The sequence below is a fragment of the Stenotrophomonas sp. STEN035 genome, from assembly GCF_056759935.1.
Genome location: NZ_JBRRDY010000021.1, coordinates 20,656 through 45,447 on the forward strand (window position 1 = coordinate 20,656; position 24,792 = coordinate 45,447).

The 24,792-nt window shown below is 62.1% G+C and carries 22 protein-coding genes; 11 read left to right on the forward strand and 11 right to left on the reverse strand.

Features of this window, described 5'->3' with window-relative positions:
• Positions 1-311: 311 nt before the first annotated feature.
• From ACVOLL_RS12600 to ACVOLL_RS12625, 6 genes are all read left to right on the forward strand, one after another.
• Complete coding sequence (locus ACVOLL_RS12600; RefSeq protein WP_481513188.1) at positions 312-1,466, forward strand: SIS domain-containing protein; 1,155 nt, start codon at positions 312-314, stop codon at positions 1,464-1,466.
• Positions 1,459-2,409: an ROK family protein gene (locus tag ACVOLL_RS12605; RefSeq protein WP_481513189.1), complete on the forward strand. Its 951-nt coding sequence runs from the start codon at positions 1,459-1,461 to the stop codon at positions 2,407-2,409. The genes ACVOLL_RS12600 and ACVOLL_RS12605 overlap by 8 nt, the downstream gene beginning before the upstream one ends.
• Positions 2,410-2,411: 2 nt before the next feature.
• Positions 2,412-3,746, forward strand: coding sequence for a D-tagatose-bisphosphate aldolase, class II, non-catalytic subunit (locus tag ACVOLL_RS12610; protein ID WP_481513190.1), 1,335 nt, complete (start codon positions 2,412-2,414; stop codon positions 3,744-3,746).
• A 32-nt stretch (positions 3,747-3,778) separates the two neighbouring features.
• Entirely contained in the window at positions 3,779-4,555 is a 777-nt protein-coding gene (locus tag ACVOLL_RS12615; protein ID WP_481513191.1) for a DeoR family transcriptional regulator, read from the forward strand.
• Complete coding sequence (nagA, locus tag ACVOLL_RS12620; protein WP_481513192.1) at positions 4,552-5,664, forward strand: N-acetylglucosamine-6-phosphate deacetylase; 1,113 nt, start codon at positions 4,552-4,554, stop codon at positions 5,662-5,664. The genes ACVOLL_RS12615 and nagA overlap by 4 nt, the downstream gene beginning before the upstream one ends.
• 134 nt (positions 5,665-5,798) lie before the next feature.
• Entirely contained in the window at positions 5,799-7,598 is a 1,800-nt protein-coding gene (locus ACVOLL_RS12625) for an MFS transporter (protein ID WP_481513193.1), read from the forward strand.
• 478 nt (positions 7,599-8,076) lie between these two features.
• Here ACVOLL_RS12625 and rplS read toward each other — a convergent pair whose 3' ends face one another.
• The 4 genes from rplS to rpsP form a co-directional block, all read right to left on the reverse strand.
• On the reverse strand, positions 8,077-8,484 hold the full coding sequence (gene rplS / locus ACVOLL_RS12630; protein WP_481513194.1) for a 50S ribosomal protein L19: 408 nt from the start codon (positions 8,482-8,484) through the stop codon (positions 8,077-8,079).
• A gap of 135 nt (positions 8,485-8,619) precedes the next feature.
• Positions 8,620-9,399, reverse strand: coding sequence for a tRNA (guanosine(37)-N1)-methyltransferase TrmD (gene trmD, locus ACVOLL_RS12635; protein ID WP_481513195.1), 780 nt, complete (start codon positions 9,397-9,399; stop codon positions 8,620-8,622).
• Positions 9,400-9,404: 5 nt separating this feature from the next.
• Entirely contained in the window at positions 9,405-9,920 is a 516-nt protein-coding gene (gene rimM, locus ACVOLL_RS12640; RefSeq protein ID WP_481513196.1) for a ribosome maturation factor RimM, read from the reverse strand.
• Positions 9,921-9,957: 37 nt separating this feature from the next.
• Positions 9,958-10,218, reverse strand: coding sequence for a 30S ribosomal protein S16 (rpsP, locus tag ACVOLL_RS12645; protein ID WP_282273428.1), 261 nt, complete (start codon positions 10,216-10,218; stop codon positions 9,958-9,960).
• A gap of 286 nt (positions 10,219-10,504) precedes the next feature.
• On the opposite strand from rpsP, the gene ACVOLL_RS12650 reads away from it, so the two are divergent.
• Both ACVOLL_RS12650 and map read left to right on the forward strand, forming a co-directional pair.
• Complete coding sequence (locus ACVOLL_RS12650; protein WP_303749276.1) at positions 10,505-10,717, forward strand: ParD-like family protein; 213 nt, start codon at positions 10,505-10,507, stop codon at positions 10,715-10,717.
• On the forward strand, positions 10,714-11,505 hold the full coding sequence (gene map / locus ACVOLL_RS12655) for a type I methionyl aminopeptidase (protein WP_481513197.1): 792 nt from the start codon (positions 10,714-10,716) through the stop codon (positions 11,503-11,505). The genes ACVOLL_RS12650 and map overlap by 4 nt, the downstream gene beginning before the upstream one ends.
• A 205-nt stretch (positions 11,506-11,710) precedes the next feature.
• On the opposite strand, the gene ACVOLL_RS12660 is transcribed toward map, so the two are convergent.
• From ACVOLL_RS12660 to ACVOLL_RS12670, 3 genes are all read right to left on the reverse strand, one after another.
• Positions 11,711-13,804, reverse strand: a complete 2,094-nt coding sequence (locus tag ACVOLL_RS12660; protein WP_481513198.1) for a M13 family metallopeptidase — start codon at positions 13,802-13,804, stop codon at positions 11,711-11,713.
• Between the two features lie 136 nt (positions 13,805-13,940).
• A complete protein-coding gene (locus tag ACVOLL_RS12665) occupies positions 13,941-14,945 on the reverse strand; it encodes a hypothetical protein (RefSeq protein WP_481513199.1) in 1,005 nt (334 codons plus the stop codon).
• A complete protein-coding gene (locus ACVOLL_RS12670) occupies positions 14,935-15,486 on the reverse strand; it encodes an RNA polymerase sigma factor (protein ID WP_481513200.1) in 552 nt (183 codons plus the stop codon). The genes ACVOLL_RS12665 and ACVOLL_RS12670 overlap by 11 nt, the downstream gene beginning before the upstream one ends.
• A 161-nt stretch (positions 15,487-15,647) precedes the next feature.
• Between ACVOLL_RS12670 and ACVOLL_RS12675 the strand changes: the two genes are divergently transcribed.
• From ACVOLL_RS12675 to ACVOLL_RS12685, 3 genes are all read left to right on the forward strand, one after another.
• Complete coding sequence (locus ACVOLL_RS12675; protein ID WP_481513201.1) at positions 15,648-16,274, forward strand: dioxygenase family protein; 627 nt, start codon at positions 15,648-15,650, stop codon at positions 16,272-16,274.
• A complete protein-coding gene (locus ACVOLL_RS12680) occupies positions 16,271-16,843 on the forward strand; it encodes a cytochrome b (protein ID WP_481513202.1) in 573 nt (190 codons plus the stop codon). The genes ACVOLL_RS12675 and ACVOLL_RS12680 overlap by 4 nt, the downstream gene beginning before the upstream one ends.
• Positions 16,844-16,958: 115 nt before the next feature.
• Entirely contained in the window at positions 16,959-17,759 is an 801-nt protein-coding gene (locus ACVOLL_RS12685) for a hypothetical protein (protein ID WP_481513203.1), read from the forward strand.
• 51 nt (positions 17,760-17,810) lie between these two features.
• Here ACVOLL_RS12685 and ACVOLL_RS12690 read toward each other — a convergent pair whose 3' ends face one another.
• The 4 genes from ACVOLL_RS12690 to ACVOLL_RS12705 all read right to left on the reverse strand — a co-directional run bounded on the left by ACVOLL_RS12690 (position 17,811) and on the right by ACVOLL_RS12705 (position 24,609).
• Positions 17,811-18,080, reverse strand: coding sequence for a PAAR domain-containing protein (locus tag ACVOLL_RS12690; RefSeq protein ID WP_481513204.1), 270 nt, complete (start codon positions 18,078-18,080; stop codon positions 17,811-17,813).
• Positions 18,077-19,753, reverse strand: coding sequence for a type VI lipase adapter Tla3 domain-containing protein (locus tag ACVOLL_RS12695; RefSeq protein WP_481513205.1), 1,677 nt, complete (start codon positions 19,751-19,753; stop codon positions 18,077-18,079). Before ACVOLL_RS12695 ends, ACVOLL_RS12690 begins: the two co-directional genes overlap by 4 nt.
• Complete coding sequence (locus ACVOLL_RS12700) at positions 19,750-21,738, reverse strand: T6SS effector phospholipase Tle3 domain-containing protein (RefSeq protein ID WP_481513206.1); 1,989 nt, start codon at positions 21,736-21,738, stop codon at positions 19,750-19,752. Before ACVOLL_RS12700 ends, ACVOLL_RS12695 begins: the two co-directional genes overlap by 4 nt.
• Before the next feature lie 171 nt (positions 21,739-21,909).
• On the reverse strand, positions 21,910-24,609 hold the full coding sequence (locus ACVOLL_RS12705) for a type VI secretion system Vgr family protein (protein ID WP_481513207.1): 2,700 nt from the start codon (positions 24,607-24,609) through the stop codon (positions 21,910-21,912).
• Between the last annotated feature and the right edge of the window lie 183 nt (positions 24,610-24,792).

The window sequence follows — 24,792 nt, forward strand, 5'->3', positions numbered from 1 at the left end:
CTCCAACCCGTTCAACGGGCGTTTCGAAACCGAGTGCGCCGACTCTAGGGCAGGAAATCGAAAGATGTCAACAAAATGAAAGCAAAAGATAAGTAAGATTTCTTGCAATCGAAAGATGGTGCGGAGCAGCAACTTTCACATCATGAAGCTGAGCGTATTCATTGCTGCGAAAGGGTTTCCCGGGAAACCTTTCGCTTCGGACAATTCTCAAGGGAACAAAGCCGAATCAAATTATTTCTTTCGTTTTGCTTTCGGTATTTGACATTTCGAAAGAAAAGAAAGATGGTGCGCTGGCCAATCAGGAATCACACATGGATGCCACCCTGCTTCACGATCTGACCGCCTGGCAGCGCCTGGGCGGAGCCGATACCGCTACCGAAATCGCCCAGCAGCCCGCGCTGTGGGAAACCCTTGCCCTCGATCTGCAACAGGCCAGCACGCGCCTGCAGGCTTTCCTCGGCCAACGCCTGTCCGATCCGCGGCAACGGGTGATCTTCACCGGCGCCGGCAGTTCCGGATTCATCGCCGAAATGGTGGCCGACACCATCAACGCGCAGTGGCCGGCCGAAGTGCGCGCCGTGCACACCACCAGCCTGCTCACCCACCCGGCGCTGTACCTGCAGCGCGACCGCCCGACCCTGCTGGTGTCGTTCGGCCGCAGCGGTTCCAGCCCGGAAAGCGTGGCCGCCGTCGACCGCGTCCGCGCCGACGTCGACGATGCCCGCTTCCTCGACATCACCTGCAATGCCGAAGGCGAACTGGCCCGTCGTGGCGCCGGTCGTGACGACACCTGCACGCTGCTGATGCCGGCCGCCAGTTGCGACCGCGCCTTCGCCATGACCAGCAGCCTGAGCTGCATGCTGCTGACCGCACTGACCGTGTTCGACAGCGCGCCGTGGGCCGAGCGCGTGCAGCGCCTGCAGCAGGTTGCCGCACTCGCGCGCCAGGGCTTGGCCAACTGGGATGCAGCAGTCGCCGCACTGGCTGCGCAGCCGTACAACCGCGTTATCTACCTGGCCAGTGGTCCGCTGGAAGCGCTGGCCCGCGAGGCTGCGCTGAAGGTATTGGAGCTCACTGCCGGCCGCGTGCTGGCACTGGCCAATACCCCGTTGGGTTTCCGCCACGGTCCCAAGTCCACGCTCAATGATGAAACCCTGGTCGTCGTGCTGCGTAGCGCCGAGCCGCTGTCGCGCCGCTACGAGCAGGATCTGCTGGAAGAACTGCGCGGTGATGGCGTTGCCGGCAAGGTGCTGTCGATCGGCCCGCATTCGGACCTTGGCATCCACGACGACTACACCTTGCCCGTGCCTGCCCTGCCTGACAGCTGGTTGGCGCCGGTGTGGCTGCCGTTCGCCCAGCTGTACGCACTGCAGCGCTCGGCCGCACTCGGCCTGACGCCGGACAATCCGTTCCCGGACGGCACCGTCAACCGCGTGGTCAAGGGCGTCACCATCCACCATGGCTGATACCCGCGCCCCGGCCTGTTACGGCATCGACATCGGCGGTACCAAGATTGAACTGGTGGCCTGCGATGCCGCCCTGCAGGTCGCGTGGCGCAAACGTATCGCCACCCCACAGGGCGACTACAACGGTTTCCTGCAGGCGGTGGAAGCGCTGGTTGCAGATGCCGATGCCGAACTCGGCCAACGCGCCGAAGCCATCGGCATCGCCCTGCCCGGCGTGCGCGAGCGTCGCAGTGGCCGCCAGCTCAGTGCCAACGTACCGGCACTGACCGGCCAATGCGTCAGCGCCGACCTGCAGGCACGCCTGCAACGGCCGCTGCATTTCGGCAACGACCTGCAATGCTTCGCCTTGTCCGAAGCACACGGCGGCGCGGCGGATGGTTACGCCAGCATGTTCGGCGCCATCCTCGGCACCGGTGCCGGCGGTGGTTACTGCCTGCACGGCAAGCTGGTCGGCGGCTTCAACGGCCTGGCCGGCGAATGGGGCCACTGGAGCGTGCCAGCCAACCTGCTGCAACGGCATGGTTTGCCGCTGCTGGATTGTGGCTGCGGCCTGCGCGGCTGCCTGGAGCGCTATGTCTCCGGCAGCGGCGTGGCCATGATCGAACGCCATCTTGGCGGCAATGCAGTCAACGCCAGCGAAGTCATCGCCCAGGCCGAAGCTGGCGATATCCGCGCCATGCAGACGCTGGACATCCACCGCGACCTGCTCGGCCACAGTTTCGCCGCGCTGATTCTCGCGCTGGACCCGCACGTCATCGTGCTCGGTGGCGGCCTGTCGCAGTACGCGCCGCTCTACCAGCAACTGCCCGCGGCCATCGCCGCACATCTGTTCAACGGCGTGGAAGTGCCGCCCATCGTGCCACCGCGCTTCGGCGATGCCGGCGGTGCCCGTGGTGCCGCCCTGCTCGCCTGCCAACCCGCTTACCTGATTCCCGGAGCTTGACCATGTCACCGCTGCAATCCCTGCTTGCCTCTCATCGCCAAGGCCACAACGTCGGCCTGTACAGCGTCTGCTGCAGCAACGAACAGGTGTTGCGCGCTGCAATGCATGTGGCCGCGCAGCACGGCACCGTGCTGTTGATCGAAGCCACCTCCAACCAGGTCGACCAGTTCGGCGGTTACACCGGCATGACCCCGCCGCAGTACCGCGCCTATGTGGAAGCACTGGCCGATGAAGAAGGATTCCCGCGCGCGCAGCTGATCCTGGGCGGCGATCACCTCGGTCCAAACGCCTGGCAGAAGCAGCCGGCCGCCGAGGCGATGGCCAATGCACGCGTGCTGATCCAAGCCTATGTCGCCGCCGGTTTCCACAAGATCCATCTGGACTGCAGCATGTCCTGCGCCGATGACCCGACCCCGTTACCCGATGCTACCGTCGCCGCACGTTCGGCCGAGCTCGCAGTGATTGCCGAAGCCACCGCCAAGGCCAATGGCCTGCCGCCGCCGGTCTATGTGATCGGTACCGAAGTGCCGATCCCCGGTGGCGAAGCCTCGCTGGCAGGCGGCCTGGCCGTAACCACGCCGGCCGCTGCCGCGCAGACCCTGGCCATCCATCAGCAGGCCTTCGACACACCGGAACTGCGCGATGCCTGGCAGCGCGTGATTGCAATGGTGGTGCAGCCGGGCGTGGACTTCGACCACAGCAGCGTGCACGAGTACGACGCCGCCGCTGCCAGCGAGCTGGCGGATTTCCTCGAGCAGCAGCCGCGCATCGTGTTCGAAGCACACTCCACTGACTATCAGCGCGAATCCGGCCTGCATGCATTGGTGCGCGATCACTTCGCCATCCTCAAGGTTGGCCCGGCGGCGACCTTCGCCTACCGCGAAGCGCTGTTCGCACTCGCCGCGATCGAAGCCGAACTGCTGCCCGCCGCACAGTGCTCCAAGCTGCCGCAGGTACTGGAACAGGTGATGCTGGCCAAGCCGAAGAACTGGCAGGCGCATTACCACGGCGACGAAGCCACGCTGCGCCTGCTGCGCGCCTACGCCTTCAGTGACCGCTGCCGCTACTACTGGGGCGAGCCGGAGCTGCTGCAGGCGGTGCAGACCTTGTTCGCCAACCTCGAAAAGCACACCCCGCCGCTGGTACTGCTCAGCCAATACCTGCCGGGCCAGTACGTGGCCGTGCGCGAGGGCCAGTTGGCCGCCACGCCAGCCGCTCTGGTGCAGCATCGCGTCGGCCAGTGCCTGGGCGAATACGCGCGCGCCTGCAGCGCCAATCAGGCAGGTACGCGCAAGCAAAGCGAAAGTTTGCGCACCCAAAACCTTGCGAACGGTTAATCTTCGCTTTCAAACGCACAAGAGAGCTGACCATGCGCAATACCCGTCCCCGCCGACAGCAGATCCTGCAACGCCTGATCGACCAGGGCTCGGTGCAGGTTGCCGAACTGGTTGACCAGTTCGGCGTGTCGGCGGTGACCATCCGTACCGACCTGGGCCACTTCGAGGCCCAGGGCCTGGCCACGCGCACCCACGGTGGCGCGACGCTGGTACGCATGCCGCCGCAGGAACAGGACATCCACGAGAAAGATGCGCTGAACCTGTCGCTGAAGGAATCCATCGGCATGTGCGCCGCGCAGCTGGTGCAACCCGGCGACAACATCATCATCGACTCCGGCTCCACCACCATGACCCTGGCCCGGCATCTGCGCGATCACCGCGATGTCACGGTGATGACCAACGGCTTGAACATCGCCTGGGAGCTGGCCAATGCACCGGCGGTCAATGTGCTGCTGACCGGCGGCCTGCTGCGCAAGCAATCGCTGTCGCTGCAGGGCAGCCAGGCCGAAGCCAGCCTCACCTCCTACAGCTTCGACACCTTGTTTCTCGGCGTGGATGGTCTGGACCTGCAGTTCGGCCTGACCACCCATGATGAAGCGGAAGCCCGCCTCAATCACCGCATGGTCGAGCGCGCCCGCCGCATCGTGGTGCTCACCGACGCTTCGAAATTCGGCCGCGTCAGCCTGCACCGCATCGCCCGCCTCGACCAGATCCACGCCATCATCACCGATACCGGCATCGACGATGCCACCCGCGAGGGACTGCAGCGCCAGGGCATCGAAGTGATCACCGCCGAGCCACCGCTATGACCGATACCCAAAGCCTGTACGGCCGCATCCTCACCCCGCTGGGCTGGCGCCGCGGCCACGTCCACTTCGACCAGCAACTGCGCACGTTGGAAGTAGAAGACCATGCGGGCGATGGCGGCGATCTGCCGATCATCCTGCCCGGCTTCATCGACCTGCACGTGCATGGCGCAGCGGGCGTGGACCTGATGCAGGGCGGCGATGTCGCCCGCCGCATCGCCCACACCCATGCGCGCTACGGCACCACCACCCTGCTCGGCACCACCATGACCGCCGAGTACGCGGAGATCGAGAACGCACTGCGCGGTGTGGCGCAGGTGATGGCAACACCGGATGCGGATGCCGCGCAGATCATCGGCGTGCATCTTGAAGGCCCCTTCATCAGCCCCCAGCGTTTGGGCGCACAGCCCCCGCGCACGCTGGAAGCAACGTTGGAATCGGTGCAGCACCTGCATGCCCTGGCCCCGATCAAGGTGCTGACGATCGCGCCGGAAATCGGCCAGCACACCGCCTTGATTCCAGCGCTGGCAGCGATGGGCATCCGCGTGCAGATCGGCCATAGCGCCGGCACGTACGACGATGCGGTTGCCGCATTGCAGGCGGGCGCGGTCGGCTTTACCCATCTGTTCAACGGCATGACCGGCGTTGACCACTACAAGCCCGGTATCGCTGCCGCCGCCTTGGCGCATGCCGAATACGCCGAACTGATTCCCGACCTGCAGCACGTGCATCGCGGTGCCATCCGCATGGCGGTACGCGCGATCCCGCGCCTATATGCCGTCACCGATGCCACCGCCGCCACCGGCATGCCCGATGGCGAATACGCGCTGGGCGAGCAGCGCGTGCACAAGTGCATGGGCTGCGTGCGGCTTTCAACCGGCTCGCTGGCCGGCAGCGCACTGACCATGGATCAGGCGTTGCGCAATCTGGTCGATGTCGGCCTCGAACTTGCCGACGCCTCACAACGTGTTTCCACCATCCAAGCCGACTACCTCGGCCTGGAAGACCGCGGCCGCATCGCCCCGGGCCTGCGCGCGGACATGGTGGTGCTGGACCCGCAATTGAAGTTGCAACAGGTATGGATAGCCGGCAACCCGATCGACCCAAGCTGATCCGCTCCACGTAGTGCCGGGCCATGCTCGGCAAACCGCGCGGATGCGCGGCGCGATCCGGCAGCGCATACACCGGAACGAAGTGCAGCCGAGCATGGCTCGGCACTACAAAATCTTGCCCCAGGAACGCGCCGATGACAGACACCACTTTTGCCGTGCCCGCCAGCGACGCCGCGCCGCGTTGGCCCGTGCGCTATCTCCTTTTCATCGCCGGTCTTGGTGGCCTGCTGTACGGCATCGACATCGGCATCATTGCCGGCGCCCTGCCCTATCTGGAAGCCACCGCCAGCCATGCCTGGCAGCTCAGCAGCCAGCAGATAGGCTTCGTGGTTGCGGCCGTCTTGTTGGGCAGCGTGTTGTCGTCGCTGTTCGCCGGCATGATCGCCGACCTGATCGGCCGCCGTGGCGCGATGCTGCTGGCCGGCGTGCTGTTCACCGCCAGCATCCCGATCATGGCGTTGGCCTCCGGCTATACGCCACTGCTGCTCGGGCGCCTGCTGCAAGGCATCAGCGGCGGTCTGATCGGCGTGGTGGTGCCGCTGTATCTGGCCGAAGTGCTGGGACCGGAACGGCGCGGTCGCGGCGCAGCGATGTTCCAGCTGCTGCTGACGGTTGGGCTGGTGCTGGCCGCCTTGATTGGCCTGTACCAGGCGCATTCGGTGGATGCAGCAACCGAGTCGGTGCGCATCCTGCCCCTGGTGCAGCAGGCACAGCATCTGTTCGCAGTGAAGGACCAGGCCTGGCGCACGATCTTCTGGACCTGCCTGTTGCCGGGCGTGGTGTTCTGCATCGGCCTGTTCTGGCTCAATGAGTCACCGCGCTGGCTGGCACGCCGCGGCCGCATCGACGCCGCACGCCGCGGCTTGCAGGCAACGCTGCCGCCGTCGCAGGTGGAAGCCACGCTGGCGCAGATCCAGAATCCAGTCATCGCCAAGGCCGAAGGCGAGCGCGACCGGCTGTTCAGTCGCCGCTACATGGTGCCGTTCGTGCTGGCTTGCCTGGTGCTTGCCTTCACCCAGGCTACCGGCATCAACTCGATCCTCGCCTACGCGGTCAACATCCTCAATCAAGCTGGTCTGCCAGGTGCAGCTGCGAACGGCGCGGATGTGGCGATCAAGCTTCTCAACGTGATCATGACCTTGGTCGCCTTGTTTCTGGTCGATCGCAAAGGGCGCAAGTTCCTGCTGATGATCGGCAGTGGCGGCATCTGTCTTGCCCTGTTGGCTGCAGCGATGCTGTTCTTCAAAGCCGAACAGGGCCGCGCCGATGTGCAGCAGGTGTTGCAGCATGCGGTGCAGGCCGATGGCCTGCAGTTGCAACTGGATGCGGCGCAATGGCATCAGCTGGCCGGCACCCGCAATCGCGATGGGCAACCTTCGCAGCTGACCGTGTCGTGGAGCTACGGCGGTTTCAGCGATGTACGTTCACTGCGTAGCGACAATCCCAGCGATCAGCAGCTGTTGATCGAGCGCTCCAGCACCGTACATGCCGACAGCGTGATTGGGCGTTTCTTCCGCAGCCTGCACCTGAATCCCTTCCCCGACCCGAGCGCCGCTGCCAATGCGCCGTTGCGTATCGAACAGGCCTGGATCGGCGCGGTGCCGCCGGCTTCGCATGGTTGGGCGGTGGCGGCCTGCATCCTGGTATTCGTAGCGTTCTTCGCGGTGGGCCCGGGTGTATGCGTGTGGCTGGCCTTGTCGGAGTTGATGCCAAACCGGATTCGATCGAACGGCATGAGCATTGCGCTGCTGATCAACCAGTTCGTGTCGACCACGATCGCGGCGGTGTTCTTGCCGACGGTTGGCCATTACGGCTACGCCAGCATGTTCCTGTTCTGGGCAGCGTGTACGTTTGCGTTCTTCCTGATTGCGGCGTTCTGGCTGCCGGAGACCAAGGGCAAGACGCTGGAGCAGATCGAGGCGCATTTCCGCTGAGCGGCGGCAGAGCTACAAGCCAAAGCAAGAATCAAAGCCCCCTCATCCGCCCTCCGGGCACCTTCTCCCGCAGGCGGGAGAAGGGAAGGCCAAGTTTCCTACCAGCTGATAGTTGGCCGCGCAGAGCGCAAGCCGGAGCGCAAGCCGGAGCGCAAGCCGGAGCGCAAGCCGGAGCGCAAGCCGGAGCGCAAGCCGGAGCGCAAGCCGGAGCGCAAGCCGGAGCGCAAGCAATACATCAGAACACAACAATGCCAGCAGTCCCTTCTCCCGCTTGCGGGAGAAGGTGCCCGAAGGGCGGATGAGGGGAGCTTCTACGCTTCTACGCTTCTGAGCTTCTACGCTTCTGAGCTTCTGAGCTTCTACGCTTCTGAGCTTCTACGCTTCAAAGCCTTTCCGGCCTCCACCCAACCCCACAAACGCAAACGGCCACCCGAAGGTGGCCGTTGTTGCAAACAGGCAGAACCTGTTGGCGGGACTATCAGCCGGCAGCCTTGGCAGCCAGGCGAGCAGCCTTGGCCTGCTGGGCAGCAGCCAGATCTTCCTTGATGCGGGCAGCCTTGCCTTCCAGGCCACGCAGGTAGTACAGCTTACCGGCGCGAACCTTACCGCGACGCTTCACTTCGACCGAGTCGATGATGGCGCTGTGGGTCTGGAAAACGCGCTCGACGCCGTAGCCGTGCGAGATCTTGCGCACGGTGAAAGCGGAGTTCAGGCCAGCATTCTTGGTGCCGATGACGACGCCTTCGTATGCCTGCACGCGCTCACGGTTGCCTTCCTTGACCTTCACGTTCACCACGACGGTGTCGCCCTGGCTGAACTTCGGCAGTTCGCGGGTGATCTGGGCGGATTCGAATTCCGCGACGATGGACTTGTTCAGCTTGCTCATTGGGTTACACCGATTGTTCGGGGTGGGCGTGTCGGTATCGACAGCTTAGGCTCATACAGTCGCCGAATTGCGCTGCACGTTATTGTTCTGGCTCCTCGTCAAGCCATTCAGCCGACGGGAACTCGTAATTCTAACTTACTGTTCGCCCTCGGCGCCAGTAGCTTGTTTGAACGAATCTGCAAGCGCCTGCCGGCCCTCGGCCAGCAACTTGCGGTCGGTCTTGTTCAGGCCGGCCTCGTCCAGCAGGTCCGGGCGCCGCAATGACGTGCGCAGCAACGATTGCTGGCGGCGCCAGGCGGCAATGGCGGCGTGATTGCCGGAACGCAGCACGTCCGGCACATCCCCCAGCGCGTGGCTGGCCGGATGGCTGTAGTGCGGGCAGTCCAGCAGTCCATCGCCTTCAAAACTGTCCTGTACGGCCGACTCGGCATCGTTCAAGGCGCCCTCCTGCAGACGGGTAACCGCGTCGATGATCACCGCCGCACCCAGCTCACCGCCGGACAGCACGTAATCGCCGATGGAAATCTCCTCGTCCACCTCGCCCGCCAGGAAGCGCTCGTCCACGCCTTCATAGCGCCCACAGAGCAGGATCATCCGCGGCAAGGCCGCCAGCTCGCGCACCTTGGCCTGGTCCAGCGGTCGCCCCTGCGGGCTCAGGTAGATCACCGGTGCCGGCGTCGGATCTGCCTCACGCGCAGCAGCCAAAGCCGCTCGCAAAGGCTCGATCAGCATCACCATGCCCGGGCCGCCACCGAATGGACGGTCGTCCACGCGGCGGTAATTGCCTTCGGCATAGTCGCGCGGGTTCCAGCCATGCAGTTCCAGCAGGCCCCGCTCCTGCGCGCGACCGACCACGCCCAGCGCGGCCGATTGAGCGAGGAATTCAGGGAACAGGCTGATGACGTCTACACGCACAGGCTTTAGAACTCCGGGTCCCAGTCGACCACGATCAGGTTGGCCTCGAAATCCACGGATTTGACGAAGTCGCCCATCACGAACGGAATCATCCGCTCACGGTCGCCGCGGGTTACCAGTACGTCGTTGGAGCCGGTACTGAACAGGTGCGAGGCAATACCCAGCTTGACGCCTTCGACGGTCTGCACGTCCAGGCCTTCCAGATCGACCCAGTAATACTCATCCGCGCTCGGCGGCGGCAAGGCGCTACGAGCGATGTAGATCTCGGTCCCGATCATGGACTCGGCCACATCGCGGTCAGTCACGCCCGGGAAGGTCGCCACCAGGGTTTTGCCCGAATCACGGCCACGCACACCGGTCAGCTCGGATTCCTGCCCCGCAGAGGTACGCAGAATCCAGGGCTGGTATTTGAAAATGGCGGAACGTGGCTCGGTCCAGGACTCAAGCTTCAGTTCACCGCGCACACCAAAAACGCCGGCAACCCTGCCCAGCAGGATCCGGCGCTCGATATCTTTCTTCATATAGCAGTCGGGGCCCGCTTGCGCGCAGCCCGCAGGATCAGGCCGCAGCGGCCTGGGACTTGGACGCTTCCTTGTACAGGTTGCGAACCTTGTCGGTCATCTGGGCGCCATTGGCGATCCACTTGTCGCAAGCAGCGATATCCAGCACAACGCGCTGCTCGCCACCCTGTGCAACCGGGTTGTAGTAACCGACGCGCTCGATGTTGCGGCCGTCGCGGGCGCTACGGACGTCGGAAACGATGATGTGGTAGAACGGACGCTTCTTGGCGCCGCCGCGGGTCAGTCGAATCTTGACCATGGTGGTGTTTTCCTATGTTGCCCAGTCGCCAGGATGGCGCGGTAAGCCGGCGATTATAGCGACCACCCCGCCTCATTCCAACCCCGGCCCTGACAGAAAACCTGAACGCCCCCCAGCTTCTACTGGCGGCGGGCCAGCGCGGCAGGCCAGGCCTTTACAGCCAGCCCGCCGACTACCCAACTCCTCTGCCTGCCAGGTGCCACCGCCAGGCCTTTCTTGTGCTCCGTTCAGCGCAGGAATAATATGATTCGTATATGGATCATATATTCAATCAATGGAGCGACCGATGGGCATCGTCAACATCGACGACGAACTGCACGACAACCTGCGCAAGGCCAGCACCGTATCTGGCCGCTCCATCAATGCCCAGGCCGGGTTCTGGATCAGGATCGGCATGCTCTGCGAACTGAACCCACAGCTGAGTTTCCAGGAACTGGTCGCCCGCGAACTCGCCGCCGCCGGGGTAAGCCCCGCAAGCATGCGGGTGGCGGAAGCATGATCAAGCAGCCGCATGAACTGACATTGATGGCCGAATCCGGACGTCTGCTGGCGTCGGTATTCGAAGCACTGAACCAGCTGCCGCTGGAGGGCATGAGCACGCTGCAGGTAAACGACTGGGTCGAGCGTTTCATCGTCGACCGTTTGCAGGCGCGCCCTGCCAGCAAAGGCCAGTATGGCTTTGCCTATGTCCTCAACAGTTCCATCGACACTGTTGTCTGTCATGGCGTGCCGTCATCGAAAGACATTCTCCGCAGCGGCAGCATCGTCAACCTGGACATCACCCTGGAGAAGAACGGCTACATCGCCGACTCCAGCCGCATGTTCCTGATCGGCGATGTCAGCCATCAAGCCAAACGCCTGGTGCGCGTCACCAACGAGGCCATGTGGAAAGGAATCGCCACGGTACGCCCCGGCGCGACCCTGGGCGACATCGGCTTTGCGATCAACCGCCACGCCAAGGATGCAGGCTATTCGGTGGTGAAGGAGTACTGCGGCCACGGTATTGGCCGCGAAATGCACGAAGAGCCGAATGTGCTGCATTACGGGCATCGAGGCGCCGGGCTGGAACTGCAGGCCGGCATGACCTTCACCATCGAGCCGATGATCAACCAAGGCCGCGCGGCGATCGACAACCACGACGATGGCTGGACCGTGACCACACGCGATGGAAAGTTGTCGGCGCAGTGCGAGCATACCGTCGAGGTTACGGAAACCGGCGTGCGCGTGCTGACGCTGCGCGATGAGGAGCGGGCCATCGCACAGAAGCTGCTGGGCGCGCTCGCGTAGGACAGGATTTTGTAGGAGCGGCGTAAGCCGCGAAGCTGATGTTGCTGAAGCTGCTGGCAAACGTGCGATCTGATGGTGTCTCTGCTTCGCGGCTTACGCCGCTCCTACAAAAAGCAGGCAGCTCGCCGTCAATGTGATCAGCCAAAAAGAAGGCCCGGCATTGCCGGGCCTTCTTCATTCACAGATCGCGATCAAACAACCGCAATCACCAGATCACAACCCGCTTGTCGTCGGCACGCACCATCGCATCGCCGGCCTTGCACTGGAACGCGGCGGCATACGACGGCATGTTCGACGGCGCGCCATTGGCACGGAAGTTTGCCGGTGCGTGCGGATCGGTGTTCAGACGCACGCGCAGTTCGCCATCGGTGAAGTTGCGGCGCCACACGGTGGCCCAGTTCATGAAGAAACGCTGGTCCTGGGTATAGCCATCAACCGGCACATTGACCTTCGCGTCGTCCTTCAGCGCCATCTGCAGCGCGTCATAGGCAACGGTCAGGCCACCAAGGTCACCGATGTTCTCGCCCAGGGTCAGCTTGCCCTTGACGTTCACGCCCGGCAGCGACTCGTAGCCATCGAACTGTGCAACCAGCTGGTCGGTGCGACCGTTGAACGCAGTGCGATCAGCATCGGTCCACCAGTTGTCGAAGTTGCCGTTGGCGGCGAACTGGCTGCCCGAGTCGTCGTAGCCATGCATCATTTCGTGACCGATGACCGCACCGATGCCGCCGTAGTTCAGCGCCGGATCGGCCTTGGCATCGAAGAACGGCGGCTGCAGGATGGCGGCCGGGAACACGATCTCGTTCTTGGTCGCGTTGTAGTAGGCGTTGACGGTCTGCGGGGTCATGCCCCACTCGGTCTTGTCCACCGGCTTGCCGATCTTTGCCAGCATGTAGCGGTAGTTGAACGCCTGCGCGGCCTGCATATTGCCCAGGTAGCTGTCGCTATTGGTGGTCAGACCGGAGAAATCACGCCACTTGTCCGGGTAACCGATCTTTGGGGTGAAGCTGGCCCACTTCTCCAGCGCCTTCTTCTTGGTGTCTTCGCCCATCCACGGCAGGCCTTCCAGGCGCGCCTTCAGCGCGACCGACAGGTTCTCCACCAGGTGCTGCATGGCCACCTTGGATTCGGCCGGGAACACCGCGTCCACGTACAGCTGGCCCAGTGCTTCACCCATCGAGCCATTCACCGAATCCAGCACGCGCTTCCAGCGCGGCTGCATTTCCTGCTGGCCGCGCAGGGTCTTGCTGAAGAAGTCGAAGTTGGCCTGCTCGAAGTGCTTGCTCAGGTACGGTGCGGCGTTGTCTACGGTGTGGAAGCGCAGGTAGGCCTGCCAAGTGGCAGCCGGCACGTCGGCCAGCATGGTGTTCAGTTCGTTGAAGAAGCCCGGCTGGGCCAGCGAGAACTTGTCCTTGGCCGGGATCTGCAGCGTGTCGAACAGCGCGGTCCAGCTGAAGTTCGGGGTCTGCTTGTCGGCATCGGCAGCGCTGACCGGGTTGTAGCGCTTGGCCGGGTCACGCAGTTCGATGCGCGACAGCGAGGCCTTGGCCAGGCGGGTTTCGAAATCCATCACCGCCTTGGCCTGCTGCTTGGCCTGCGCGGCGTCGACGCCGGACAGGGTCAACAGCTGCTCGATGTAGGCCACATAGGCCTCACGGATCTTGGCCTGCGACTCGTCGAAGTAGTAACCCTTCTCCGGCAGGCCGAGACCGCTCTGGCCGACATAGGCGATGACGTTGGCCGAGTCCTTGAAGTCCGGGCTGGCGTACAGCGAGAACAGGAAGCCATTGCCCTGCGCATAGGCATCACGCAGGTAACCGGTGATGGCGGCGGTGTCGTTCAGCGCGGCGATCTTGTCCAGTTCCGGCTGCAGCGGCTTGATGCCAGCGGCCTCGATGGCCGCCTCGTCCGAGCCGGTCTTCCAGATGTCGCCGATCTTGGCTTCGTTGGAACCGGCGGCAGCCTTGCCAGCGGCAGCCTGCTGCACCAGCGCGTGCTGCACTTCCAACGAGCGCTCACGCAGGATCTCGAAGCTGCCCCAGGTGGTCTGGTCGCCCGGCACCGGATTGGCCTTGAGCCACTTGCTGTTGACGAAACCATTGAGGTCGGCACAGGCCTGCACGGCCGGGTCCAGATCGGCGGCGTTGAGCGAGATCAGCTGGGTCTTGAGCTGCGATTGGTCGAATGCAGCCTGGGCTTCAGCAGCCGGCGCGGCGGGAGCTTCGGTCTTGCCACAGGCAGCGAGCGAGGCAGCGATTGCAACCGTCAGGGACAACGGGACGAGCTTGGAAAACGACATGGACATCTCCGGCCAAACAGGGAAAGGCCGCGCAACAAGCGCGACACAGCCCGTGAGCGTAGTGGATTACAGCCGCAACGGGGATCGGCCGAAGGTCACGTCAGTGGCTTTGACAGCAAGCCAATCGTCCTACGCCTCAGCCGAAAGCATCCCGCCAGTTGAGCCACCACGCCTTGGCCGGCCGCGGAATCCGCTCCCACCATAGATTCATGGCATGCACGCTACCCTGCTGCCAGGCTTGGCGATGCTCCTGATCGATCTGGGGTTCGCCAAACATGGCGGACAGCCGCAGATACAGCGGTCCGGACGCCAGCGCTGGATACCGGGTCAACAGACTAAGCAAAGTGAAACGATCTCCGGCTGCTGCCTGCTCCGCCAACGCCTGCTCCAACACTGGAACACGACGGCCTTCGGCCAGTGCCAGATCCAACTGCTCGACCGTCGCCCGCAGCTCCGTACTGCTCGTAACTGCAAGTGGAATACCGCCACGTTGCTGGTTGAACTGCAGACGGTAGCCTTCCGGCACAAGCGTCTCCTGGCCGTTGACCCGATACATCACCCAGCCACTGCGGACCTGGATATCCCCCTCGCCGTGCTGGCTACGATGCAGCTCGAACGCGCAGCCAAGATCAACCGTTTCGCCATTGCCGGTGCTTACCCCGAAATATCCCGGCGGTGCCCATATCCGAGCCCGCAGTCGCCCTTCCAGCAATTCAACGCGATGGTGTCCGCTGCGCGTCTCTGCCAGCCGGACCCGGGTTCCCGGCAACACCTCCATGCGGCCGATACGTGCCACCTGCAGCGTTGCAGTCTCCCGCGACGAAGTCGCCAGTATCCGGTCTACCTGCAGGGTTACCGGCACTGCCTCGGCAGTGCTCTGGATTGCCCATTGCCTGTTCTCGTTCCACTGCAGCCGCCACGGTAACCATGCAGCTCCGGCAACAGTGACACCCACCAATACGGCGGCGGCAGCAAGCGCAAAACGGTGCCAGCGGCGCGGCGCAGGCACCGACGCAACATCCCATCGAATATCCTGCCGCTGCACATGTCGGTACTTACCCAGCAGCGCCTGCAAGCGTGCGAGCTCGCTGTCAGCGGGGAGCTGTGGATCCCATAGCGGATCAGGCTGCTCAGGCTTCATTGTCATCCTCCTGCCGAGCGGCGACACCCAGCGCACTGCGCAGCCGGGTCATACCGCGATGAAGATTCACCCGCACCGAATCCGGGCTCAGTCCAGTCAAATCCGCGATCTCCGGTCCACTGAGACCCTCGACCAGACGCAGCAACAGGGTTTCACGGTAGGCCTCGGGCAGCCTGCGGATCGCCTGCAACACCTCTCCCGCCTCAGCCATCGCCTCCGGCCCTGCACCGGCCCACACCGGCTCCTCGCAAGCAGCGATATCGATGGCTTCAACGCCATCAGGCGACCACGTCCTGCGCGCGATCACTGCTATCCACGGCCCGAAGCGCTCTGCCTCGCGCAGCTGATGCAACCTCGAGAACGCGATCACGAAGGTTTCCTGGGTCAGGTCATCCACGCGTGCACGCGCGCTCTTCCCGAGATGGATGGCGTGCACCAAGGGCGCGAAGCGGCGGTACAACCAGCTATAGGCCGCCTGCGATCCCCGCCGGGCTTCCTGTACCTGCCTGGCAATGTCCATGGGCGGAATGGCGGGCTTCATGTTCCGTAGGAGCGATGGCAATGGGAGTGAAGAGGACAACCCAGGCAAAAGTGTTAACACAGCAGCACCGGTTAACGGCGCATGGCCCATGGCACTCCTGATGAAGGCAACCATGCCGGAGAACGCCCATGCCATGCCCCGCCCCACACATCATCCGCAACATGTCCGCCACATACCTCAGCGCGCTGCTGCTTCTCAGCGGCTGCGCCTTGGGCAGCCCCACACCGATTGTCGGTCTGCCCTGCGAAGACTGCGAAGTGCCCTTGATTGGCGCTCCTGCCGCCGCTCCAACCATAGCGCAGCTCGCTCCTGACACCGAACCCGGTGAACGCCTGCAGCTCAGCGGCCGGGTGACCGATGCATCGGGCCAGCCGCGCGCCGGAGTGGTCATCTATGCACACCAGACCAATCGCGATGGACTCTATCCCGGCGAGGGCAACGATCCCGATATCGCCATTCGCCGTCACGGCAGGCTACGTGCCTGGGCCAAAACCGATGCCGACGGCAACTATGGCTTCTCCAGCGTGCGCCCAGGCAGCTACCCGGGCACGCGAATGCCACAACACATCCATCTGTATGTCATCGAGCGGGGCTGCGCGACGTACTACATCGACGATGTGCTGTTCCGTGACGATCCAAATCTCACAGCGGCGGCTGTGCGCAAGGCAGACCAAGGCCGCGGCGGCAGTGGCATTGTGACACCACAACGTACTGCCGCAGGCTGGCAGGTTCGTCGCGACATCGTGCTGGGCCAGAACATACCCGGCTACCCAGGCTGCGCGAAATGAACGCCCGCCCCACTGACCGCTATCCGCTGGTATTGCGCCTGCTGCACTGGCTGCTTGCAGCGCTGCTGGTAGCGCAGCTGCTACTCGGCTTTGCGGCGGAGCATTGGCTCAGTCGCGAGCAGGGCGATGCCGTGCTTGCAGTTCACTTCAAACTGGGCCTGCTGATCCTGTGCCTGATGACTTTGCGTCTGTGCCTGCGCCTGCTATTGCCAACTCCCCGCTGCGGCAATGAAGAATCACGCTGGATTCGCTGGATCCGGCTGTGTGTGCATGCATCGCTCTACGCACTGGCGTTCGCGCTACCCATCAGCGGCTACGTGATCTGGATATGGATAGGCGCTGACAGGAGCCTGCTCGCAGGACTCGACCTTCCCGCGCTATTTGTGCCACCCGCTGGCGAGACCGGTCGCGCCATCGCCTGGTATGTGCACGTGTATGGCGCATGGGTACTGGTTGTACTGGCAAGCCTGCATGGATCCGCCGCGTTCCACCATCAGTGGCGCCGCCGCGATGACTTCATCGCGCGACGGATGGGCTTCAAGAGCATCCGAGCAAACCCAAAAATTTGAAGAACGCCGGCAGCCTGATATATCGCGCTGCTTGCACGCAGCCCATATACAAGTAAACCTGCATGAAGGCTGCGCGATCTTGTACCGTTGCCAACCACTCCTCCGGCCAAAATCCATGTCCGAACATCACTGGTTCCTGCTGCCCAAGCATCCTCATCTGCCTGCTCCGGACTGGCGGCAACTGGAAAGATTGATGCTTGAAAAACAAATGCTTCTGCCGGCTTCGGGCCAGGACATCCCTGGATGCATGCTGACCGATCTGAGCATGGCATTCGCGGGCATTCCCGGAGCAATGTACCTCTACGATAGAACATGGAAATCGGCAGAGGATGTACTGCGCACACATATGGCCGCAGGTCATATTCCCGCGACCATCCCGACATCCCCACACTGGTCGATCGAAGATGCAGTGCAAGCTCTGCAGGCCCATGCCGTACCCCTGGGCGATGCATGGAAGTTCAGCGAACACAAGTGGTGTAACTGGGCCAGCCCCCGCTACCGGATAGGCCCGGGAATGCGTGCGTTCTATGAAGAGCGCGACTATGAGATCGAGAGCAGGCGCGCCGCCGTAACTTTATTCACAACACCTGAAGATCAGCCACCCTTTGTAACAGCTGGCGAAAACACCACTGCACCTTGCGTCCCCGGCGATGACGCCGAGCTTGAAGAATTGGATCCTTTTGGCTCCTACGTCGATTTCATCGGCGCTGCCTACGAAGACATCCATGCCACCTGGACCAATCCCGATGATGGCCGCAGATATCACATCCTGGACCTGGACTGGAGCTGCGGCCTTGGCGTCGGCTGGAACTTCATGCAGTTCGACAATGGTGGCGACCTTGACCGCGACCGCTTTTCCGCTGCAATCGGCGAGCTGATTGGACAACCGGTGTTGTTCGCCTACCGCCACCTTTGAGCGCCTACCCCGACTGCCCCCACCACGAGCAGCAGGGTACAGCGCGCTTCTTCAATCCGCTCTGATGGTGACAGCCGCACCGGCGATGGCATGGCAGCCGCAGGCAAGTTTATGACCTTCAAACACCACGGGCTTTCCCCGCATCGTTCGCGCTGGGTCTCCTTCAACAAATCGGAAGCTCCCACGATGCAGGGGGCACGTCGCGCTATCCCCAAGCACGGCTATTGGCCTGCCATTCACGGTATGAGTACCCGCAAACTGGCACTCGGTGACCTTGCCTCCACTGCTGGTGGCATCACCCAGGCAAATCGGCGATTTCATCTGCCGCGTACCTTTCGCATGAAGGGGTCGTGGTTGACGCCGGGCGGGTTGTTCTTGGCTTTCTCTTCAGCACTGGGTGGCCGCACCATCTGAATGGTGGCGCTGCCATCGGCACCGGCATACACCACCGCGCTGACCCCGCCCTCGTGATAGCTGGCAATCGCGCTCAACCCGATCTGCACCAGCGGGCTGGTCAAACCGACATCGGCGATGCGGCGGCCAATGTCGAAGCCCTCATCCACATTGCCTAGTTCCAATCCATGGCCATCGGCATTCAATGTATGCAAGGCGTTGTTCAGGGCCACGCCCAGTGCCGTGCCATCATGACTGTCGTAAAACACCCGGGCCGGCACGCTACCTTCCGGCAATGTAGCGAGCGCCTGCTTCCAGCCTTCGAGCATCGCCAGCGTTTGCAGCGCCTGCTTCAGAGGCTTCCCCTCGGCATCGCGCAATGGAACCTTGATGGGCCGGTGCAGATGACCCAGGTGGGGAGCTCGATCGAACTCATCTACTTGATGCTTCGCCCAGCGAATCGGCAGCCACGGGGTAGGTTTGAAGTCACCCGGCCCGCGGTTGTCGGTTGTGTTCCATAGCTCGGGCAGAACGGCCTGCCAGAAGCTGGTAGGCGTAACGCCCGGAGAACTGGCGTCTCGTGCGCCTGCATTGCGTGCTACTTCCTCGTATTGATCCATTGCTCTGGTTCGGGTTTTAAAGAACAACGACCAGAGCTTGCCAAGGTCGGTACGGCTGTCTTGGTTGTTTTCCGGATAGTCCGGGGCAAACGGACGCAGGTAGCGCTCCACGCGATCGCCGCGCGCAAGCAACAAGACCGCCGTTGTGTCCTCCACCACGGGAACGAAACGTTCGTCACTCATGCGTGGCGTACCCAGAGGAGCATATCTGCGCCGAGTTACATCACCGTCACGCGCGGCGATCAACGCCATTGGAAGCTCGGGGCTATCATCGAAGAGCGCAAACGACTGTTCGATTGTCGCCTGCGCATGGGTGGTATTGGCATCCTGCTGCCACAGAAACAATGTCACCCCGAGCGATCCGCCAAACCTGCCTTCGCTAATCAGGCCCGCCGCGCGTGTGGATTTTCGGATTTCACGAATTGGAGGCTCCACCGCAAAGACGGGAATTGGCCAATACGCCACAGAATCGGTAGCGGCATACTTGAAGGCTGCGCCGGTCCTGAGGCCTGCGTTGACTTCCCTGCTATCTGCAGAATCAGGATAGTCATTGGGGTCCTGCGAGTAGATAGAGGTAAAGCCATCTTGTCCCGGCACCCGGACTTTCTTCCATACAGAGGTCTGGTGATTCGCGCCTGGGGCGATACCAACACCGCGCAACTCCAACGACCAGGTCGGGCTGCTCGTCGGATCTTCAACCACCGCAGCTTCCGTCATTGCAACAGGTACGACATCCGATTTACGTGAAAGCGCCTTGTAGCCCCAGTGTCCTGCAAAGACCAGCGCAACCAGCGAGGCAATACCGGTGACTCCGAAAACAATTGCGCTGCGCATGTGGCCCATCTCCATGTCGTTCACTGAGGCATCAAGGTCCATCGTTGTACCCATTGCAACTATCAGCAAGGTCCAGACAAGTCCAAGCACGATCACTGCCCAGCAATAAGGCGCCAAGCGTGGGCGAATCGTACCGAGGCCGCTCATGATGGGTTCTCATTGAAGTTCCCGCCGCTCACCATCTGCGGAGGCTTCCGCAGATTGACGAGCGAGGATCTTGGAAACTCACCGGAGTTGTAGTAACGACCACAGGCCTCGATGAGCTTCCACGTGGCTTCACTCAACTCACTCCACTTTGGATTCTCTTTCATGGCATCGATTTTCGCCTGTTCCATCCTCCAATCCCCCATCAGCGTCAGCAGCGCACGCCAATCCTTATCATCCAAAATATGGCCCTGACCAATTGCCACATCCATTGCAGTCACCCAACGATGGTTCTCTGAATCGCGCAGCACGCCGGAGTGATAGCTGTTGTCCTCCAGCTCCGAGTCCGCAGTCCGCATCCACGCTCTGGCCTCGTCAGGGGTCATCTCCCGTTCAAGCGACTTGCCCCTTGGGCCCTTGCGCACAGCACGCGTCTGACCATTCTCATCAGCAGCCCCGCTGTTGAATTTTGCCAGAGCTGCATCTTCTTTCATCCCGGCATAGGCGTCTGGCAACGGTAGCCATGGAAAATCAGCCTTTACCTTGCCCAGCGAAATATTCTGCGTGACATCATCTCCACGATCTTTACCAAGCGTGCTCGGGCTTCCTTTGACCGCTTCGCCACCAAACATCTTCGGTGCGTGCATGGGCATCAACGCTTCCCCATTGATCCACAGACTCTCGTCCTCACTCATTGGCTCGGCGGCAGCGATGTTCTTCGCAGACCAGCCACCACTGGCATAGCGCGGCTCACCTTTGGCGCGTAGCAACTGGCGACCGGGTTCAGTACCAACCCACACCGGCTGTCCCTCACGGTGGCGCTTGGTCCACAAACGCTGGTAAAAGCGCTTCTCACGCAGCCTTTCCATCGCGCTGCGCCCTTCAACCAGGTCGGGAACACCGAAGGTGCCGATCCCAACCACCTGCGCCAAGCCGACCGTGGCATCATCGGGGCTGAAATACAGGTACACCTTGCCGCGGTTATCGCGCTCAGGGAACGCCGCCGAGCGACCATCGATGCCAATGCGATGCCCATTCAACGCGCTCCATCGTGGGCCTGCGCGACCGCCGGACTTGGGTTGGCCAACACAAAGGTCATCCAGGGTTGGCAAGGCATAGGGCTCGGCTGTGATCGTCTCGATGATGCGTAGAAAGTCACCCAAGGTATCGCCGCCCTTCGGTGTGACTTTGGCATGCAACGAATAGGGACTGGCCACCATGATCACGCAATCAGCGCAGCGTTGCCCACGATCGGCCAACATCGCCTGGGCAAGCAAGGTGATCAATGTGCCCTGGCTGTGTCCCATGATGGTGATGGTTTCGGAGGGATAGACACTCCTGATGGTGCTGATCATGTTGGCCAGTCTTTCGGCAGCCAGCACGAAATAGCGGCGATGCGGGCACTCGCCCATGAACTGACTGTTTGGCAGCTGGGTATTGGCCGCGTGCCTGACGAACATGTCGAAACCCTTGCCATACATCTCGCGCAGGTTGTTGGTCGCATTTGCGAAGAAGCCACCGCCCTTCCCGAAGCTCCGGTCCAGCCGGTTGCCGAACTTGTCCTGATATTGGGTGCGGACCTTGGCAGGATCGCCATTGGCATCGCGCTGGATCTCACCATCGGCTGCCCGGTAACCCCAGTAAAATGGAATCAATACGCTCTTGGCTTGGCCATCCTTGCGGCGGTAGAGGTGTGTATCTGGATCATCAAGAGCGGCGATGTCATCCTCTGTATGCAAAAACTTGGGCTTGGCTTTTGCCACCCAGTAATCCGCGCCATAACGTCCCGCCCTCAGGTCGTCACGATCCAGTCGTTCGTTCAAACCCTGACATAGCCCTGTCTCAACCGAGGCATAACTGGCGCCAGGATCATTGACCCCGTGCAGAAAAATGACCACACCGGGCCGCTGTCGAGGCACCGGCGTATTGCTCGGCACAGTGGAACTGGGTGTAAGTCGGCTTTGACCCGCAGGCTCGTAGTTACTCACTTGCATACTCCTGTTCGCATTCTGGCTTCCATTCCATCAATGGTCAGCAAGCGCATCGATACGGCGACCACAAGTCACCAGCACTCAAGGTGAAGCCGGAGCGCAGGAGAAAACCCTGAACACATCGGCGGTAGTACGGCGCATTCAACCCTTGAACGATGAGGCGTTGCATCAACTTCCGTCCTCAGCCGACTTGGCAATTTCAACAGCCACTTTCTGCATGGTTCCACGCTCTACGCGTAGCCCCTGCCCGTCGCTCCCCGCCGTTCCCTCAACCACGCCCCCATCCTCCATCACGAGGCGATAGGCCAGATTGGCAACTACAGCAGCTGTGTCACCTTCATAGTGGAACCGGGGCTGACGCGCCGCCGGATCACGCCCAAACGTTGGAATATCGACACTGTCTGTCTTCGGCCCCACCCAATCGTGCTTGGCTGCATGCACCTTTGCATCGCCAGAGGTACCTATCTCGATGCCATTTCCAATACGAATGTAGCTGCCGTCATCGGCAACCAGGCGGATGGTGGGGGCGGTAACCAGCACCTCCCCTTCGCTCGCCGATGCATGCAGGAATTTCTGCGCATTTAGTGCGATGTCCGCGTCCTGCGCTTGTACCAGCACATTGCCGCAATTGGCGATGGCCTGGATACCACCATCCTGAGCATAAACAGACACGCCGCCACCTGCTTGCAGAAGCATGGCGCCACCGCTAACCGATTGCACGTTGTCAGTTGCTACAACGTCGTGGTTTCCACCGGCGTAGTGCAACTGCGATTGAGGCGTGGCGCTGATGATGCCTGCGTCGCCAGCAATGGCGACGACCGGCTCACCGGCTTGATTTCCCGCTTCTGGCCACGCAGCTACGGCGTCCTGCAACGTCGCCATGCCTTCGCCAACACTTTGTTTCGCGCCACGATTGGTCGCTGTCTGCCCCAACCCGCGAAAGAGTTCGCCGCATTCGTCAAGCAGCGTCAGCAACTCCTGCCGGTCCAGTTGCCCACCTCGGGCCAGTTCGCGCGCATAGCTGGTGATCAGGATCCCGTGGGCAGCGCGCAACGCCAGCGCCGCATCGGTACGCAGCTCTGCACCATCACCTCGTGGCTGCGCCTGTCCGTCTACTCGCGGCGAGCTCAACTTGCCCATGTTGAGCTCGCTGGCAAACGGGGTAGTTGCCAACCGGGCACGGACCTGCCCGGAAGTGTCGTCCATCAGTAGTTCGCTGTGACCTTGACCATGGTGCTCACGCGATTGGATGCCCGACAGTGCGCGATTTCCGGGCAAGCCGCGTCGTCCACTGAATCCCGGTGTCGCATGTTTGCCGTTGTACAGTGTGGCAACCACCACCGGTCTGTCGATATCGTTGTGCAGGAAGGCGACCAACACCTCGTGACCGATGCGAGGCACAAACTGATGGCCAAAGCCATCGCCACTACTGGGCATGGCCACTCGCACCCAAGTTGAAGATCGCTCGTTACCCTCAGCCGTGCCAGCCGGATGCTCTTCTGGGCGCTGCCAATGAAACTGAATGCGAATACGCCCTAACTCGTCGGTAAATATTTCCTCACCGACAGGGCCGACGACGGTGGCCGTCTGCGGCCCATCTGCAGTCGGGCGATCAAGGGTCCCGGCATAGCGCGGCACCAAGGGCACATCCCGATGGACCGCACTGAAGCACAGTCTGATGTCGTCCGCTGCCTGATCCGGATGCTCCTCGCCCCCGATCAGATTGCCTTGAGCTGCCTGCTCCAGCAACGACGAGGGGAGCTGCCAAGCTTCAGGAACGCTGTTACGCAGTTGCAGATCAACTCCGGTGACAACGAAAGTACGCTGATGTTCGCTCTGTCCCGCATGCGCAGGATGATCCTCCAGCAAGATACGTTCGCCGGTGGCCAGGCCGCGCAGTCGCCCACTCCCAAGGAAGGTTCTGGCCTGTTGCTCTTCAGCCTGCATCCGAAGCCGCGCATAGCTGCTCAGCTCCCGCTCTTGGTCAGCGTAGTACGGCGCCAAAGACTGGTAGTCAGTCAGGCTGGCGGCTGCCTGCCGGCCGTACTCACCATGCTCTTGAACGTTCTCATCCTGACCTTGCAGGCGATGCGCAGGTTGGTAGTCGTGGCTGGAGAGGCTGACACGGCTTCCCACAAGTTGGCACTTGGCCTCCCAGTGGGTTAGCCATTGCTCCTGTGAACCAACGGCATCGGCCTGCGTCCGGAAATGTAGTGCACGCAGCGACTGATCCGCTCGGATAGCTTTGTCCGTGAGCACCAGCTGGTGCGCAGCAGCGCCAGACTGTCTGGTGAATGTGAAGTAGTACGTGATGCCTTCTTCAGCCAGCAACCTGTCGATGAAGGCATGATCGCTTTCATTGAACTGAACGCAGTAAGAGCGCGCCGGGAAATCGCGCTGTAGTTCGCTTTTATGGTTGAACGAAGCGGCGATGATGGCGTTGCGCTGACGATGTTCATCCAGCAACGTCGCCACGATCTGCGGAACGCTCTGGTCCTGGAAGATACGGCACGTGCGACGGCGATCCAGCAGCGACAAGGCGGACTCGATCTGCAGATCGATCAACGAGAAACTACCAGCGCCATCGCGCTTCGCGGCCGCAGTGATGATCCCCGAGAGCCAGCGCCGCTCTCCAGGACCAGTGTCCACGCCGAAGGCCACGTGTCTACCCAGCAGCTGCTTAACCTCAATCCCCTCAACACTGCAGAAGCAGGTAGCTTCGAGCTGAAAGGAACGACTTAGTTCATCGCGGTAGCGGATGCTACTTGGCCATATCGGTGGCGAATCACCCGTACCTGGCCACTCCACATCAATCAGCCGATGCTTCGATTCCGGGCCATCCCAGGCCGGATACTGCATCCATTGCATGCGTTCATTCCTTTGATCACGCCGAACTCTATGATCTGGAATGCTGTAGCAAAACGGCAGCCAATAACCATAAGGAAAAACTTAAAAATCGCTTGGTGAGGCAAGACCGCGGCATTTTCCTACGCGCTTCGCCAGGCAGGATCGCCAGGAAAGCGCCTCATATAACCGCGTCAAAGGCGAAAC